Raw genomic sequence first — 15834 nt, 5'->3', positions numbered from 1 at the left:
ATGGCGGATGGGGGTGCGCCGCGGCCTTGCGGCCCGATCAGGACCCCGACCGCTCCCCCGTTTCCGGCCCCGTCTCCCAAGGCATCGGCCCCCGCGGCCTTGGCGCGGGCCGGCCTGGCGGCGGCCGGTGACTCGGTGGCTGCGCCACGGGCGGCGGGCGACCGTTCGGGGGTGGCCGGAGGCCCGGAGGCGGCCGGTGGTTGGGCGGCGGCCGGTACGACGGCGGGCGCGTGTACACCGGCGGCGCGACGTAGACCGGGGGCGGGGTGACGATGACCGGAGGCGGCAGGTAGGCCGGCGGTGGCAGGTAAACCGGCGGCGGATGGCGGGGCACGTAGTAGGGATCGACCCATGCCGGCGCCAGCGGGTAGGGCTCCACGTAGACCGGGCCGGCCGCCGGATGCCCCTCTTCGTAGTAGACGGCGGTGGTTGCCGGCGTGACGCAGCCCGCCAGCAGCAGGCTGAGGCCCAGCGCGGCAAGGCCGCCGATTCGGATCGCGTTCATGATTTCGGAAACGGACGCGTGCGGGCCGGGGTTGACCGTCCCGGTCAGGCTTTACACTCGCTAACAGAGTTCACCACATTCCCGGAGTTCGCGGGATTCCCTCAGGAGATCGCAACAATGACCACACACCGGATCGCGGTGATCCCGGGCGACGGCATCGGCAAGGAGGTGGTGCCCGAAGGCCTGCGCGTGCTCGACGCGGCGGCGCGCAAGTTCGGCATCGACCTTCGTTACGACCACTTCGACTTCGCGAGCTGCGACTGGTATGCGAAGCACGGCGAAATGATGCCGTCGAACTGGAAGGACCAGATCGGCGGCCACGATGCGATCTTCTACGGCGCGGTCGGCTGGCCGGCCACGGTGCCCGACCACATCTCGCTGTGGGGTTCGCTGCTGCTGTTCCGCCGCGAGTTCGACCAGTACATCAACCTGCGCCCGGTGCGGTTGATGCCCGGCGTGCCCAGCCCGCTGGCAAACCGCAAGCCCGGCGACATCGACTTCTACGTGGTGCGCGAGAACACCGAGGGCGAGTACTCGTCGATCGGCGGCAAGATGTTCCCCGGCACCGACCGCGAGATCGTGATCCAGGAGTCGATCTTCACCCGTACCGGCGTCGACCGCGTGCTGCGCTACGCCTTCGAGCTGGCCCGCAAGCGGCCGAAGAAGCACCTGACCTCGGCCACCAAGTCGAACGGCATCTTCATCTCGATGCCCTACTGGGACGAGCGGGTCGCCGAGATGCAGGCGAGCTATCCCGACGTGAAGGTCGACAAGTTCCACATCGACATCCTGACCGCGCACTTCGTGCGCAACCCGCACTGGTTCGACGTGGTCGTCGCGAGCAACCTGTTCGGCGACATCCTGTCCGACCTGGGCCCGGCCTGCACCGGCACGATCGGCATCGCGCCGTCGGCCAACATCAACCCCGAGCGCAAGTTCCCGTCCTTGTTCGAGCCGGTGCACGGTTCGGCGCCGGACATCGCAGGCAAGGGCGTCGCCAACCCGATCGGGCAGATCTGGTGCGGTGCGATGATGCTCGAGCACCTCGGGCACAAGGACGCCCACGATGCGATCCTGCGCGCGATCGAGCAGGTGACCGAGAACGGCCCGCGCACGCCCGACATGGGCGGCAAGGCCACCACCGCCGACGTCGGCCGCGCGGTCGCCGAAGCGCTCGGCTGAGCGCGGCCTGGCCACCGTCCTCGAACCCGCAGCGCGGGGGCGGGGGCTGCGGCGCGCCGGAAGGGGGCGCGGCGGCAGGGCGGCGGCACGATCTCGGGCCGGATCGGGGTCATTGCGTGAAGGGGGGCGGAGATCGGATACATTCCGCCCATCCGTTCTCTCGCCTCCTCGTCCTTCCTCAAAGGAGACCCCCCATGTCGCATCGTCGCCCGGCGCTGAAGCGCCTCGTTGCCGGCCTCGCCGGCGCCGCGGCCGTTCTTTCGGCCGCCCCTGCCTTCGCGCAGGACTACCCGACCCGCGCGATCTCGATCACCGTGCCCTTCGCGGCCGGCGGCCCGACCGACACGGTGGCGCGCACCGTTGCCGACGCGATGGCCAAGGCCATGCCCGGCGCCAACTTCGTCGTCGAGAACGCCGCCGGCGCCGGCGGCACGATCGGCGTCGGCAAGGTCGCCCGCGCCAAACCCGACGGCTACTCGCTGCTGGTCTTCCACATCGGGATGGCGACCCAGCCGTCGCTGTACCGGAAGCTCCAGTACAAGCCGCTCGAGGACTTCGAGTTCATCGGCATGATCAACGAGGTGCCGATGACGATCATGGTGAAGAACGACCTGCCTGCGAAGAACATGGCCGAGCTCGTTCCCTACCTGAAGGCCAACGCATCGAAGGTCACGCTCGCCAACGCAGGCATCGGCGCGGCCTCGCACCTGTGCGGCCTGATGTTCCAGGCGGCGATCAGCCAGGAGCTGGTCACCGTGCCGTACAAGGGCACGGCGCCTGCGATGGCAGACCTGATGGGCGGGCAGGTCGACCTGCTGTGCGACCAGACCACCAACACGACCCCGCAGATCAAGGGCGGCAAGGTGAAGGCGATCGCGATCACCTCGCCGAAGCGGATCCCGTCGCTGCCCGATGTGCCCACGATGATCGAGCAGGGCTACAAGGACTTCGACATCTCGATCTGGCACGGCATGTACGCGCCCAAGGGCACGCCGAAGGCGGTCATCGACAAGCTGGTCGCCGGGCTGCAGCAGGCGCTGAAGGACGAGAACCTCAACAAGCGCTTCGCCGACCTCGGGGCAACGACCGTGTCGACCGATCGCGCCACGCCCGAGGCGCTGCGCAAGCACCTCGCTTCCGAGATCGATCGCTGGCGTCCGGTGATCCAGAAGGCCGGCGTCTACGCCGACTGACGGCGCGCGAGGAGATCGGCTCGGCGACCCCGGGCCGCTCGCGTCGATTTCTTCGCGTTCGGGGCTGCGGGGCGCCGGCCCCGCTGCGGTAAAGTTCGCGGGATGAACCCCCGCGAACTGCTCCTCGAGAGCTTCCGGGCGGCGGTCGACGCCGCCGACCCGCTGAAGACCCTTTCCGGCTTCCTGCCCGTTCCGAACGAGATCCGGAAGTTCCGGCGTACGCTGGTCGTCGGCGCCGGGAAGGCGGCGGCCAGCATGGCCCGGGCGGTCGACGACCACTGGCCCGGCGACGCGCCCCTCGAGGGTCTGGTCATCACCCGCTACGCGCACGGCATGCCCTGCCGCCGCCTGCAGGTGATCGAGGCCGGTCACCCGGTGCCCGACGAGGCCGGCGAGCGGGCGGCCGCCGACATCCTGCGCCGGGCCGGCGAGCTCGGCCCCGACGACCTGCTGCTGGTCCTGGTCTCCGGCGGCGGCTCGAGCCTGCTGAGCCTGCCGGTCGACGCTGTGCCGATGGCCGACCTGAAGGCGGTGACGCGCTCCCTGCTGGCGAGCGGCGCGCCGATCCAGGAGATGAACGTGGTGCGCAAGCACCTGTCGCGGATCCAGGGCGGCCGGCTCGCGCAGGCCACCCGCGCGAGCGTTCTGGCCCTGGTGATCTCGGACGTGGCCGGCGACGACCTGTCGGCGATCGCGAGCGGCCCCTGCGCGCCGGACCCGAGCACCTATGCCGACGCGCTCGACGTTCTGGCGCGCTGGGACGTCGCGCCGCCCGAGTCGGTTGCCCGGCACCTGCAGGCCGGCCTTCGCGGCGAGGTCGGCGAGACGCCGAAGCCCGGCGATCCGGTCTTCGGGCGGGTGCGCAGCGAGCTGGTGGCCACCGCCCACCGCAGCCTGGAGGCCGGCGCCGCCGTGTTCGGGCGTGCCGGCGTCCGCGCGGCGATCCTCGGCGACACGGTGACCGGCGAGGCGCGCGACGTGGCCCAGGTGATGGCGGCGCTCGCGCGCGAGATCGCCTCGCGCGACGCGCCGTTCGCCCGGCCGGTCGCGCTGGTGTCGGGCGGCGAGTGCACGGTCACGGTTCGCGGCAAGGGCCGGGGCGGCCGCTGCGCCGAATTCCTGCTGGCGCTCGGTCGCGAGCTCGACGGGCTGGCCGGCGCGTGGGCGATCGCCGCCGACACCGACGGCATCGACGGCGTCGAGGACAACGCCGGCGCGCTGCTCGCGCCGGACTCGCTCGCTCGGGCCCGCGTCCTGGGCCTCGACGCGCGCAGGCTGCTCGACGACAACGACGCGTGGCGCTTCTTCTCTTCGCTCGACGACCTGGTGGTGACCGGGCCGACGCGCACCAACGTCAACGACTACCGGGCGATCCTGCTGTTGCCCAGCTGAGCCCCTCCGCCCGGGCGGGCGTCCGCGGGTCGCGGGCGCCGGCGCGCCGGGCCGCGAAAGAAACCGATCCGGAGCCGATCTTGAACACGAAGCAGACTCCCGCCACGCTGACCCTGACCCGGCCCGACGACTGGCACCTGCACCTGCGCGACGGCAGCGCGCTCGAGGCGGTGGCGGGTGCGAGCGCCGCGCAGTTCGCCCGGGCGATCGTCATGCCGAACCTGAAGCCGCCGGTGACCACCGTGGCGCAGGCGCTCGCGTATCGCGAGCGGATCCTCGCCGCGCTGCCGCCGGGCAGCGACTTCGAGCCGCTGATGACGCTGTACCTGACCGACGTCACCCCGTCCGACGAGATCCTGCGCGCCGCCGAGGGCGGCGTGGTGCGGGCGGTCAAGCTCTACCCTGCCGGCGCGACCACGAACTCGGACGCCGGCGTCACCGACATCGCGCGGCCGCGCGCGGCGCTCGAGGCGATGCAGCGGGTCGGCATGCCGCTTCTGGTGCACGGCGAAGTGACCGACGCCGACATCGACGTCTTCGACCGCGAGGCAGTGTTCATAGACCGGGTGCTCGAGCCGCTGCGGCGCGACTTCCCGGCGCTGCGCATCGTGTTCGAGCACATCACGACCCGCGAGGCGGCGCAGTACGTCGAGCAGGCCGCCGACGGCATCGGCGCCACGATCACCGCGCACCACCTGCTCTACAACCGCAATGCGATCTTCAGCGGCGGCCTGCGCCCGCACTGGTACTGCCTGCCGGTGCTCAAGCGCGAGGTTCATCGCCAGGCGCTGGTGGCTGCGGCCACCGGCGGCAACCCGCGCTTCTTCCTCGGCACCGACAGCGCGCCGCACCCGGCGCGGCTGAAGGCGCACGCCGCCGCCTGCGCCGGCTGCTACACCGCGCCGCACGCAATGGAGCTGTACGCGACCGCCTTCGAGCGGGCCGGCGCGCTCGACCGGCTCGAGGCCTTCGCCAGCTTCCACGGACCCGACTTCTACCGGCTGCCGCGCAATGCCGGCCGCATCACGTTGCGGCGCGAGCGCTGGACGATCCCTGAAACGTTACCCTTCGGCGACGACGACATCGTGCCGCTGGCCGGCGGCGAGTCGCTCGAGTGGAAGCTCGTCGCCTGACGCAGACTCGCACCGAGCCCTGGCTGGCGCCGTTCTCCGACTGGCTCGCGGGCAGCGATCCGCGTGCCGGGGGGCGGCTGGACCTCGAATGCCTGAACGAAATGGCCGAGGCGCGGCGGCTCGCGCTCGAGAGCGGCCGGCCGGTGCGCTTCGTCGACGCCGCGCAGGCGGACGATTCGCCCTACGAACTCGGCATTGCCGCGAGCGGGCGCGTGCCGACCCGTGTGTCGGGCGACGGCATGGTCCACGACTGGTTCAACGCGCTGTGCTGGCTCCGCTGGCCGGCGATCAAGGCGCGGATGAACCGGCTTCAGGCCGAGGCGATCCGGGCCCGCCCCGAGAGCCTCGCCGGGCGCCGCGGCGCATTGCGCGACGCGGTCACGCTGTTCGACGAGAGCGGAGCGCTGTTCGTGAGCGACGACGACGACGCGCTCGATCGATGGCGCCGTTTCGACTGGACGGGCCTGTTCGTCGCGCGGCGCGACGCGTTCGCCGGCGGCGTTCGCGTGCTGGTCGTGGGCCACGCGCTGCTCGAGAAGCTGCAGGCCCCGTACAAGGCGATCTGCGCGCAGGCCCTCGCGGTGCGCCGGCCGGCCGGCGGCCTGCCGGGCGCGTTGGCGGGCGACCGGTCCCACGCGCCGAGCGTCGCCTCGCTCGGCGCGCCCGATGCACCGGACGCGCTCGACGAGCTGGACGACCTGGACGCCCGCGTGGCGGCCTCGCTCGATGCGCAGGCACTGTCGCGCGAGAGCCTTCGGCCGCTGCCGCTGCTCGGCATCCCCGGCTGGTGGCCGGGGAACGCCGACCCCGCGTTCTACAATGACGGCTCGGTATTCAGACCAGACAGACGAAGGAGTTCCCGACGATGAAGATCCTGGTGACCGGCGGCGCCGGCTTCCTCGGCCAGCAGCTGACCCGAGCGCTGCTCGATCGCGGCTCGCTGCGGCTCGCGGCCGGCGACGCGAAGATCGACCGGATCGTCTGCTTCGACCAGACGGCCGGCGCGCTGCAGGATCCGCGCGTGGAATACGTGACCGGCGACATCGCCGATCCGGCAACGGTCCGTCGCCTCGTCGATGCCGACACCGCAGTCGTCGTGCACCTGGCCGCCGTGGTCAGCGGCGGCGCCGAGGCCGACTTCGACCTCGGCATGCGGGTGAACCTCGACGGCACCCGGCTGCTTCTCGAGACCTGCCGCGCGGTCGGCCACCAGCCCCGGGTGCTCTTCGCCAGTTCGATCGCGGTCTTCGGCGGCGACCTGCCGCCGGTCGTGACCGACGCGACCACCCCCACGCCGCAGGGCTCCTACGGCATCCAGAAGCTGATCGGCGAACTGCTGGTCCAGGACTTCAGCCGCAAGGGCTACGTCGACGGGCGCAGCGTCCGCGTGCCCACCGTGGTGGTGCGCCCCGGCCGGCCCAACGCCGCGGCCTCGGGCTTCGCTTCGGGGATCATCCGCGAGCCGCTGTCCGGGGTCGAGGCGATCCTGCCGGTCGAGCCGTCGACGAAGATGTGGGTCGCGTCGCCGCGCGCGGTCGTGAAGATGTTCCTGCACGCGCTCGAGCTCACGCCGCAGGACTGGGGCTGGAACCGCTCGCTGAACCTGCCCGGCCTGGTCGTCAGCATGGAAGAGGAACTGGCCGCGCTGCGCGAGGCGGCCGGCGAGCAGGCGGTCGCGCTGGTCCGGCACCAGCCCGACGAGGCGGTCCTGAAGCTGGTCCGCACCTGGGCCGCGACCTTCGACACCTCGCGGGCGCTGGCCATGGGTTTCCGGGCCGACGCCGATTTCGCAGCCATCGTTCGCGCCTACATCGAGGACAACCCCGACGCGATCCGCTTGCCGGGCGTGCGTCGCTGAGCCACCGGGCCTTCGGGCCCGTCCCGGGTGGCTTGCGGGCCTCGATCTTCCCGGGCCGCCGGCGCCAGACCTTCTCCTGATAGCGAGCACTGACTTTCCACTGCTGCCCCAAAGGGGTAGAATTCCTGTCGGGAGCGAGCTGGACGGCCGCTGGACGCGGCGCGAGCCGCGCTGGAGGAAGGTCCGGACTCCGCAGGGCAGGGTGCTGGCTAACGGCCAGGCGCAGCAAGCCGAAAGGCCCAGGGCGACGGAAAGTGGAACAGAGAGCAGACCGCCCAAGCGGCAGCCGGTTCGCCGGCTGCCGACGGCAAGGGTGAAACGGCGAGGTAAGAGCTCACCGCGGCCGTGGCGACACGGCCGGCACGTCAAACCCCACCCGGAGCAACATCGAATAGGCATGCGCGTCGCCTTCGGGCGGCACAGGACGGCCCGTCCGAGCATGCGGGTAGATGGCTAGAGCGGTCGGGCAACCGACCGCCCAGACGAATGGTCGTCACGCCGGGTCTCGGCCCGGCGAACAGAATCCGGCCTACAGGCTCGCTCCCCCTTCCTTTCCGTTTTCTTCACAAGGCACATTCACTTCGTCGCCCAAGTCCTTAATCGGGCGACGAATTCGTTCGTTTGCCATTTTTCAGCAGATTTCGCTAAGTCTTTGTCAGGACTGGAAAATTCCATCCGGTTCGGCTTGCCATGCCGCAGCCTTTTCCGTAAAGTGGTGACTTGTGCAAATAAGTGCAGATTAGTGGGGAGAGGAGCCCTTCCGGTGGGGCGCCGTCCCACGCACGCAGCCGGATCGGAAGGGCATGTTCCAGGGAAGTTCAGCGCTGTTGCTCGATGCGAAAGGGCGGATGACCGTCCCGACCCGGCATCGCGACGCGCTCGGCGCCCAGTGTGAACACAAGCTGACCCTCACCCGCCATCCCGACGGCTGCCTGCTGCTGTTTCCCCGGCCGGTCTGGGAGGCCCAGCGCGAGCGGCTCGCCGCGCTGCCGATCTCCGCGCGCGCCTGGACCCGGATCTTTCTGGGCAGCGCCTGCGACGTCGAGATGGACGGCACCGGCCGCATCCTGATCTCCCCGGAGTTGCGAAACGCGGCCTCGTTGTCGAAGGAGGTGATGCTGCTGGGCATGGGCAACCACTTCGAGATCTGGGATGCCGCGACGCTGGCCGATAAGGAGAAGGCCGCGATCGCCGCCGGGATGCCCGAAGCCCTCGCGAACTTCAATTTTTGACCCGTGAATGCGCCCGGCGATGAACCGCGCGAACAACGGGCCCCGGACTCCGGACACGAACCGGTCCTGCTCGATGCCTGCATGCGCGCGCTCGCGATCCGCCCCGATGGCCGCTACGTGGACGGCACCTTCGGGCGCGGCGGCCACAGCGCGGCGATCCTGCGCGCGCTCGGGCCGGCCGGCAGGCTGGTCGCGATCGACCGCGACCCTTCGGCCGTCGCGGCCGGCCGCGCGTGGACCGATCCGCGCTTCTCGATCGATCACGCCCGCTTCTCGGAGATCCGGGAGGTGCTCGACGCCCGCGGCATCGCCTCGGCCGACGGCATCCTGCTCGACCTCGGCGTTTCCTCGCCCCAGCTCGACGAGGCGCATCGCGGTTTCAGCTTTCGCGCGGACGGCCCGCTGGACATGCGGATGGATCCGACCCGGGGCGTGTCGGCCCGCCAGTGGCTGCTCGAGGCGTCCGAGCAGGACATCGCAAAGGTGGTGAGGGAATATGGGGAAGAACGGTTTGCTGTTCCGATTGCACAGGCGATTGTTGCTCGCCGCCGGGACGCCGGCGACGACGCGCTCCGCACGACGGGAGAGCTTGCCGCACTCGTGGCTGGTGTCGTCAGGCGGCGCCAGAAGCGGCCGGAGGTGGGCAAGGACCCGGCCACTCGCACCTTTCAGGCTCTACGGATTCTCGTCAATCAGGAGCTTGAGGAGCTCGCGCTAGTGCTCGATCGCGCGGTCGCCTGCCTGTCGCCCGGCGGGCGGCTCGCGGTGATCAGCTTCCACTCGCTCGAGGATCGGATGGTCAAGCAGTTCATCGCACACGAGGCCGGCCGGGACGCTCCGCGCGACCCGGTCACCGGCGCGCCGCGGCCGCTGGCGGCCGCGCGCCTGCGCCCGGTGGCGCGCGTGCTGCCCGGCGATCGCGAGATCGCGGCCAACCCGCGCGCCCGCTCGGCAGTGCTGCGGGTCGCCGAGCGGCTCTGAGCGCGGACGATGCTCGTCAGGTTCAACCTCATGCTGACCGCCCTGCTCGTGATCTGCGCGCTCGGACTCGTGACCTCGCAGCACCGCGCCCGCAAGCTCTTCATCGATCTCGAGCGGGCGCAGGCCAACGCCGGCGCGCACGAGGTGCGCTGGAACCAGTTGCAGGTCGAGCAGACCGAGCTCGCCACCTCCGCGCTGATCGACGCCCGCGCGCGGCGCGAGCTCGGCATGCAGGCGGTGCCGGCGGACCGCACGCTGCACCTGAGCCTCGATCCGGTGACCCGCACGGTGAGCCTGAGCCAGCCGTGGATCGAGAAGGCGGCCGGAGGCAAGCCCGGCGGCGTTCGCGCTGCCGCGGCAGGCGGCGCCCGGCCCGCCGCCCAGGCCGGCGCGCAGCGCGGGCCGGCGTCCTCGGCCGCGTCGGCCCGGGCGCTCCCTTCGGCCGGACCGGCCCGCGCGGCTCCGGCGGCCGCCGCGCCGAAGCCGGTTTCCAAGCAGCCCGCGGGCGCCGCGGCCGGGGAGGAGCGCCGATGACGCGCAGGCGCGGTCGTCACGTGCCCTTCGCCGCGAACCCGCTGCTGCGGGTCCGGCTGCCCGCCTACCGCTCGCAGCTGGTGATGTTCTGCGTGGCGGTCGGCTTCGTTGCGCTCGCTGCCCGGGCCGTCTGGCTGCAGGTCTTCTCGCAGGACTTCCTGCAGCGGCAGGGCGAGTCCCGCTACGCGCGCACGATCGAGCTGCCGGCCTCGCGCGGCAAGATCTTCGACCGCAACGGCGTGGTGCTGGCGTCGAGCCTGCCCGCGCGCGCGGTCTGGGCGTCGCCCGACGACGTTGACGCGACGCCAGGGCAAGTCGCCGAGCTGGCGAAGCTGCTGCAGATGAAGCGATCCGAGCTCGAGCGCAAGCTCGCCGACAGCGACCGGACCTTCGTCTACCTGCGCCGGCAGGTCGACCCGGAGGTCGCGCAGAAGATCGCCGCGCTCGGCATTCCCGGCATTCACCAGCAGCGCGAATACAAGCGCCACTATCCCGAGGGCGAGACGATCGCCCACATCGTCGGATTCACCAACGTCGAGGACATCGGCCAGGAGGGCGTCGAGCTCGCGAAGAACGGCGTGCTGGCCGGCCAGCCGGGCAGCCGGCGCGTGATACGCGACCGCTTCGGCCGGGTGATCGAGGACGTCGGCGCGACCCGCGAGCCGCACCACGGCAGCGACCTCGCGCTGTCGATCGACGCGAAGATCCAGTTCCAGACCTTCGACGCGATCCGCGAGGCGGTCCGCGAGCACAAGGCCAAGGCCGGGGCGGCGGTGGTGCTCGACGTGAAGACCGGCGAGGTGCTGGCGCTCGCGAACTGGCCGACCTACGACCCGAACCGGCGCGACAAGCTGACCGGCGCGCAGCTGCGCAACCGGGTGCTCACCGACACCTTCGAGCCGGGCTCGACCATGAAGCCGTTCACCGCGGCGCTGGCGCTCGAGCTCGGCAAGGCACGCCCGGACACCGTCATCGACACCGCGCCCGGGCGGATGCGGATCGGCTCGCACACGATCGGCGACGCCCACCAGCACGGGCTGCTGACGCTCGAGGAAGTCATCCAGAAGTCGTCGAACGTCGGCACCGCGAAGCTCGCGCTCGACATGCCGGCCCAGAAGATGTGGGAGTTCTATGCGGCGCTCGGCTTCGGCCAGGCGCCCAGGGTCGGCTTTCCGGGCGCGGTCGCCGGCCGCGTCCGGCCCTATCGCACCTGGAAGCCGATCGAGCAGGCCACGATGTCCTACGGGCACGGCATGTCGGTGTCGCTGCTGCAGCTCGCGCGCGCCTACAGCGTGTTCGCGCGCGACGGCGACCTGATGCCGGTCTCGATCTTCCGCGTGGACGGCAAGCCGCATGGCGAGCAGGTGATCCGCCCGCAGACCGCGAAGGCGGTCCGGCGGATGCTCGAGCTCGCGGCCGGCCCCGGCGGCACCGCCCCGCGCGCCCAGATCGCCGGCTACCGGGTCGCCGGCAAGACCGGCACGGCCCACAAGCAGGAGGGCGGGCGCTACGTCAACAAGTACATCTCGTCGTTCGTGGGCTTCGCGCCGGCCTCCGACCCGCGCATCGTCGTGGCGGTGATGATCGACGAGCCCTCGGCGGGCAAGTACTACGGCGGCGTCGTCGCGGCGCCGATCTTCGCGCGCATCGTCGGCGACTCGCTGCGCGCGCTGCGCATCCCGCCCGACGCGCCCCTCGCGCAGGTGGTGCTGCCGGCCGAGGCCGTCAAGGAGAGCATGTGACCGATCCGCGCCAGGAAGGCGACTCGCCGGTGCAGGGCCTCGTGGCCTGGCTGCGCGACACGGTCGCGCCCGGGGCGGCGCTGGTTGCCGACAGCCGCGCGGTGCGGCCCGGCGACGTCTTCGTCGCGATGCCCGGGCGGGTCGGCGACGGTCGCCGGCACATCGGCGCCGCGGTGGCGGCAGGCGCCGCCGCCGTGCTGAGCGAGGCGGGCGGCGGGTTCGGCGAGCCCGGCGTGCCGCACCTGGAAGTCGAGGGCCTGGCCGCGCTGGCCGGGCGCCTGGCGGCGCAGTGGTACGGCGACCCTTCGTCGCGCCTGAAGGTCGTCGCGGTCACCGGCACCAACGGCAAGACCAGCTGCACGCAGTGGATCGCGCGCGGGATGGCAGAGTGGGGCCGCCGGGCCGCGGTGATCGGCACGCTGGGCAGCGGCATCGTCGAGCCCGGCGAAGCGGGCGCGTCGCTGCAGTCCTTCGGGCTCACCACGCCCGACGCGTTGTCGCTGCAGCGCATGCTCGCGGCCTTCGTCGACGCGGGCGTCGAGGTCGTGGCGATGGAGGCGTCGTCGATCGGCATCGACCAGGGGCGGATCGACGGCCTGAGGGTCGACGTTGCGGTCTTCACGAACTTCTCGCGCGATCACCTCGACTACCACGGCGACGAGCGCGCCTACCTCGGCGCGAAGCTCAGGCTGTTCGCGTGGCCGGGCCTGCGGGTGGCGATCGTCAATGGCGACGACCCGATCGCCCCGGTCGTGATCGACACGGTCGCCGAAGGCGTGCAGACGGTCGCGTTCGGGCAGTTGCCAGGCGAGCACGGCTGGCGCGCCAGGAAGAAGCTGTCCGCCTGGCAGATCAACGAGGGCGCCAGCGCGATGGACGTCTCGATCGGCGGGGACTACGGTCGCGCCCAGATCGAGTTCTCGGTCCTCGGCCGCTTCAACGTGGTGAACGCGACCGCGGTCGCCGCGACCTGGATCGCGCTGGGCATGCCCTTCGACGAGGCCATGCGCCGCCTCCACTCGCTGCAGCCGATCCCCGGGCGCATGCAGCGGATCGAGGCGCCAGGCGCGCCGCTGGTCGTGGTCGACTACGCCCACACCCCCGACGCGCTGATGAGCGTGCTGCAGGCGCTGCGGCCGGTGGCCACGGCGCGCGGGGGTTACCTGTGGTGCGTGTTCGGCGCCGGCGGCGACCGCGATACCGGCAAGCGGCCGCTGATGGGGCTGGTGGCCGAGCGCAACGCGGACCGGGTGGTGATCACCAGCGACAACCCGCGCAGCGAGACGCCGTTCCGCATCGCGTCCGACATCCGGGCGGGCCTGACCCGCGAACCCTGGCTCACCGAGCTCGACAGGCGCGAGGCGATCGCGCGCACGCTGGCGATCGCGTCGCCGGCCGACGTCGTGCTGGTGGCCGGCAAGGGGCACGAGAACTACCAGGAGATCGCCGGCGTGCGGCACCCCTACTCGGACATCGACACCGTGCGCGAGCTGCTGGGCCTGCGCGAGTCCGCCGGGGAGCACGCCGATGTTTGACCTGCGCCAGGCGCTCGACTGGCTCTCGGCCGGCAGGCTGATCGGCGACCCCGCGGTCCGGGTGACCGGCGTGTGCACCGACACGCGCGCCCTGCTGCCGGGCCAGTTGTTCGTCGCGCTGCGCGGCGAGCGCTTCGACGCCCACGACTTCGCGGTCCGGGCCCGCGCGGCGGGCGCCGCGGCGGTGCTCGTCGAGCGCTGGGTCGAGGGCCTGCCCCTCCCGGTGCTCTGGGTGCCCGACGCCCGCCGCGCGCTCGGCGAGCTGGCGGCTGGCTGGCGCCGCCGCTTCACGCTGCCGCTCGTCGCGGTCACCGGCAGCAACGGCAAGACGACCGTCAAGGAAATGATCGCCGCGATCCTCGCCGAGGCCTTCGGAGAGAAGGCGCGGCTCGCCACCCGGGGCAACCTGAACAACGACGTAGGCTTGCCGCTGACGCTGTTCGGCCTGCGCGACGCGCATCGCGCGGCCGTCGTCGAGCTCGGCATGAACCGGCCGGGCGAGATCGCGTGGCTGTCGCAGATCGCGGCGCCGACGGTCTCGCTGGTCAACAACGCGCAGCGCGAGCACCAGGAGTTCATGCGCAGCGTCGAGGCGACCGCGATCGAGAACGGCCAGTCGATCGCCGCGCTGCCGGCCGACGGCATCGCGGTGTTCCCCGGCGACGATCCGCACACGCCGGTCTGGCGCGAGCTGGCCGGCTCGCGCCGGTGCTTCGAGTTCGGCCTGCGCGCCGATGCGGCGGACCATGCGCGCTTCACCGTATCGGCCGAGGCCGGCGCGCGGCCCGAGGGCTTCACGATCGCGATCGCCGGCCAGGCCTACCCGGTGCGGCTCGCGATCGACGGCGCGCACAACGTGCGCAACGCGCTTGCCGCCGCCGCCTGCGCGCTCGCCGCCGGCGCCGGCGCCGACGCGATCGTGCGCGGGCTCGAGCGCTTCCGCCCCGCGGTGGGCCGGCTCGCCCGGCTGCGCGCCGCCAGCGGCGCCACGCTGATCGACGACAGCTACAACGCCAATCCCGATTCGGTGCGCGCGGCGATCGACGTGCTGGCCGCGCTGCCTTCGCCCAGGGTGCTGGTGCTCGGCGACATGGGCGAGGTCGGCGACGAAGGGCCCCGCTTCCATCGCGAGGTCGGCGACTACGCCCGCGAGCGGGGCGTCGACCGGCTGCTCGCGCTCGGCGACGCGACCCGCGAGACGGTCGCGGCCTGCGGCCCCTCGGCCACGCACTTCGACGAAGTCGACGCGCTGGTCGCCGCGGCACGCGAGCTGGCGGTGCCGCCGGCCACCGTGCTGGTAAAGGGCTCGCGCTTCATGCGGATGGAGCGCGTCGTCGCCGCGCTCGCCGGCGGGCCGCCACCGGAGGCGCACTGATGCTGCTCGAGCTCACGCAATGGCTGGCGCAGGACATCCGGGCCTTCTCGGTCTTCGGCTACATCACGCTGCGCGCCGTGCTGGCCGCGCTGACCGCGATGGCGATCGGCCTGATCTTCGGCCCCTCGCTGATCCGCAAGCTCACCGAGATGAAGATCGGCCAGGCGGTGCGCACCGACGGCCCGCAGACGCACCTGACCAAGTCCGGCACGCCGACCATGGGCGGCGCGCTGATCCTGATCTCGATCGGGGCGGCCACGCTGCTGTGGGCCGACCTGACGAACCGCTTCGTCTGGATCGTGCTGGTCGTCACGCTGGGCTTCGGCTGGATCGGCTGGATCGACGACTACCGCAAGGTCGTGCACCGCGATCCGAAGGGCATGTCGGCGAAGGAGAAGTATTTCTGGCAGTCGGCGATCGGGCTGGTGGCTGCCATCGCGCTGGCCTTCGCGGTGCCCGCCCAGTCCAACGCGCAGGCCTGGTCGCTGTTCGTCGACTGGGTCGGGAGCGGCTTCACGGCGAGCCTGCCGGCGCAGGCCGACCTGATCGTGCCCTTCTTCAAGAACGTCGCCTACCCGCTCGGCGTGATCGGCTTCATCGTGCTGACCTACCTGGTGATCGTGGGCACCAGCAACGCGGTGAACCTGACCGACGGCGCCGACGGCCTGGCGATCATGCCGTCGGTGCTGGTCGGTTCCGCGCTCGGCGTCTTCGCCTACGTGACCGGCAACGCGGTCTTCGCCAAGTACCTGCTGATCCCGCACATCCCGGGCGCCGGCGAGCTCACCGTCTTCTGCGCGGCGATCGCCGGCGCCGGGCTCGCCTTCCTCTGGTACAACGCCTACCCCGCGCAGGTGTTCATGGGCGACGTGGGCGCGCTGGCGCTGGGCGGCGCGCTCGGCACGGTCGCGGTCATCGTCCGGCAGGAGATCGTGCTGTTCATCATGGGCGGCGTCTTCGTCGTGGAGACGCTGTCGGTGATGCTGCAGGTCGGCTACTTCAAGTACACGAAGCGGCGCTACGGCGAGGGCCGGCGGATCTTCCGGATGGCGCCGCTGCACCACCACTTCGAGGTCGGGGGCGTCAAGGAGAGCCAGGTCGTCGTGCGTTTCTGGATCGTCACGATGATGCTGGTGCTGTTCGGCCTGTCGACGCTGAAGCTGCGGTGAGGG

The 15834-nt window shown here is 71.7% G+C and carries 14 protein-coding genes and 1 other RNA gene; 14 read left to right on the top strand and 1 reads right to left on the bottom strand.

From position 1 onward, the window contains the following. Positions 1-37 precede the first annotated feature (37 nt). A complete protein-coding gene (locus tag M6I34_RS09795; RefSeq protein ID WP_272485500.1) occupies positions 38-505 on the bottom strand; it encodes a hypothetical protein in 468 nt (155 codons plus the stop codon). A 117-nt stretch (positions 506-622) separates the two neighbouring features. Here M6I34_RS09795 and M6I34_RS09790 point away from each other — a divergent pair, with 117 nt between their 5' ends. The 14 genes from M6I34_RS09790 (at position 623) to mraY (ending at position 15831) form a co-directional block, all read left to right on the top strand. Further along, the gene (locus tag M6I34_RS09790; protein ID WP_272485499.1) at positions 623-1687 is read left to right on the top strand and encodes a tartrate dehydrogenase; all 1065 of its coding nucleotides are present in this window, start codon (positions 623-625) and stop codon (positions 1685-1687) included. 194 nt (positions 1688-1881) lie between these two features. Then, the gene (locus M6I34_RS09785; RefSeq protein ID WP_272485498.1) at positions 1882-2880 is read left to right on the top strand and encodes a tripartite tricarboxylate transporter substrate binding protein BugD; all 999 of its coding nucleotides are present in this window, start codon (positions 1882-1884) and stop codon (positions 2878-2880) included. A gap of 102 nt (positions 2881-2982) precedes the next feature. Beyond that, entirely contained in the window at positions 2983-4272 is a 1290-nt protein-coding gene (locus M6I34_RS09780) for a glycerate kinase type-2 family protein (protein WP_272485497.1), read from the top strand. A gap of 80 nt (positions 4273-4352) precedes the next feature. Further along, a complete protein-coding gene (pyrC, locus tag M6I34_RS09775; protein ID WP_272485496.1) occupies positions 4353-5405 on the top strand; it encodes a dihydroorotase in 1053 nt (350 codons plus the stop codon). Then, the gene (locus tag M6I34_RS09770) at positions 5387-6274 is read left to right on the top strand and encodes a DUF3025 domain-containing protein (RefSeq protein WP_272485495.1); all 888 of its coding nucleotides are present in this window, start codon (positions 5387-5389) and stop codon (positions 6272-6274) included. Before pyrC ends, M6I34_RS09770 begins: the two co-directional genes overlap by 19 nt. Continuing rightward, positions 6271-7263 carry a D-erythronate dehydrogenase gene (denD, locus tag M6I34_RS09765; protein ID WP_272485494.1) on the top strand — a complete coding sequence of 331 codons (993 nt, stop codon included), beginning with the start codon at positions 6271-6273 and terminating at the stop codon, positions 7261-7263. Before M6I34_RS09770 ends, denD begins: the two co-directional genes overlap by 4 nt. Before the next feature lie 131 nt (positions 7264-7394). After that, positions 7395-7811, top strand: an RNA gene (gene rnpB, locus M6I34_RS09760) — RNase P RNA component class A. Positions 7812-8066: 255 nt separating this feature from the next. After that, positions 8067-8495 (top strand): division/cell wall cluster transcriptional repressor MraZ, encoded by a 429-nt coding sequence (mraZ, locus tag M6I34_RS09755; protein ID WP_272485493.1) that lies wholly within the window; start codon positions 8067-8069, stop codon positions 8493-8495. A 3-nt stretch (positions 8496-8498) separates the two neighbouring features. Beyond that, complete coding sequence (gene rsmH, locus M6I34_RS09750) at positions 8499-9476, top strand: 16S rRNA (cytosine(1402)-N(4))-methyltransferase RsmH (protein ID WP_418953507.1); 978 nt, start codon at positions 8499-8501, stop codon at positions 9474-9476. Between the two features lie 9 nt (positions 9477-9485). Further along, positions 9486-10010, top strand: coding sequence for a cell division protein FtsL (ftsL, locus tag M6I34_RS09745; RefSeq protein ID WP_272485491.1), 525 nt, complete (start codon positions 9486-9488; stop codon positions 10008-10010). Next, complete coding sequence (locus M6I34_RS09740; protein WP_272485490.1) at positions 10007-11752, top strand: peptidoglycan D,D-transpeptidase FtsI family protein; 1746 nt, start codon at positions 10007-10009, stop codon at positions 11750-11752. Before ftsL ends, M6I34_RS09740 begins: the two co-directional genes overlap by 4 nt. Continuing rightward, positions 11749-13287 (top strand): UDP-N-acetylmuramoyl-L-alanyl-D-glutamate--2,6-diaminopimelate ligase, encoded by a 1539-nt coding sequence (locus M6I34_RS09735; protein WP_272485489.1) that lies wholly within the window; start codon positions 11749-11751, stop codon positions 13285-13287. Before M6I34_RS09740 ends, M6I34_RS09735 begins: the two co-directional genes overlap by 4 nt. Continuing rightward, positions 13280-14662, top strand: coding sequence for a UDP-N-acetylmuramoyl-tripeptide--D-alanyl-D-alanine ligase (locus M6I34_RS09730; RefSeq protein WP_272485488.1), 1383 nt, complete (start codon positions 13280-13282; stop codon positions 14660-14662). The genes M6I34_RS09735 and M6I34_RS09730 overlap by 8 nt, the downstream gene beginning before the upstream one ends. Continuing rightward, positions 14662-15831: a phospho-N-acetylmuramoyl-pentapeptide-transferase gene (mraY, locus tag M6I34_RS09725; RefSeq protein ID WP_272485487.1), complete on the top strand. Its 1170-nt coding sequence runs from the start codon at positions 14662-14664 to the stop codon at positions 15829-15831. The genes M6I34_RS09730 and mraY overlap by 1 nt, the downstream gene beginning before the upstream one ends. Positions 15832-15834: the final 3 nt, after the last annotated feature.

This window comes from Zeimonas sediminis (assembly GCF_023721795.1).
GTDB classification, from domain to species: Bacteria; Pseudomonadota; Gammaproteobacteria; order Burkholderiales; family Burkholderiaceae_E; genus Zeimonas; species Zeimonas sediminis.
This window is presented reverse-complemented; position numbering and strand designations above follow the sequence as displayed.

What these genes read in the sequence shown, in the direction of transcription:
- M6I34_RS09790 (WP_272485499.1), top strand. Translation starts at nt 623, where the DNA reads ATGACCACACACCGGATCGCGGTGATCCCGGGCGACGGCATCGGCAAG.
- ftsL (WP_272485491.1), top strand. Translation starts at nt 9,486, where the DNA reads ATGCTCGTCAGGTTCAACCTCATGCTGACCGCCCTGCTCGTGATCTGC.
- M6I34_RS09730 (WP_272485488.1), top strand. Translation starts at nt 13,280, where the DNA reads ATGTTTGACCTGCGCCAGGCGCTCGACTGGCTCTCGGCCGGCAGGCTG.
- M6I34_RS09780 (WP_272485497.1), top strand. Translation starts at nt 2,983, where the DNA reads ATGAACCCCCGCGAACTGCTCCTCGAGAGCTTCCGGGCGGCGGTCGAC.
- M6I34_RS09785 (WP_272485498.1), top strand. Translation starts at nt 1,882, where the DNA reads ATGTCGCATCGTCGCCCGGCGCTGAAGCGCCTCGTTGCCGGCCTCGCC.
- mraZ (WP_272485493.1), top strand. Translation starts at nt 8,067, where the DNA reads ATGTTCCAGGGAAGTTCAGCGCTGTTGCTCGATGCGAAAGGGCGGATG.
- mraY (WP_272485487.1), top strand. Translation starts at nt 14,662, where the DNA reads ATGCTGCTCGAGCTCACGCAATGGCTGGCGCAGGACATCCGGGCCTTC.
- denD (WP_272485494.1), top strand. Translation starts at nt 6,271, where the DNA reads ATGAAGATCCTGGTGACCGGCGGCGCCGGCTTCCTCGGCCAGCAGCTG.
- M6I34_RS09740 (WP_272485490.1), top strand. Translation starts at nt 10,007, where the DNA reads ATGACGCGCAGGCGCGGTCGTCACGTGCCCTTCGCCGCGAACCCGCTG.
- M6I34_RS09795 (WP_272485500.1), bottom strand. Translation starts at nt 505, where the DNA reads ATGAACGCGATCCGAATCGGCGGCCTTGCCGCGCTGGGCCTCAGCCTG.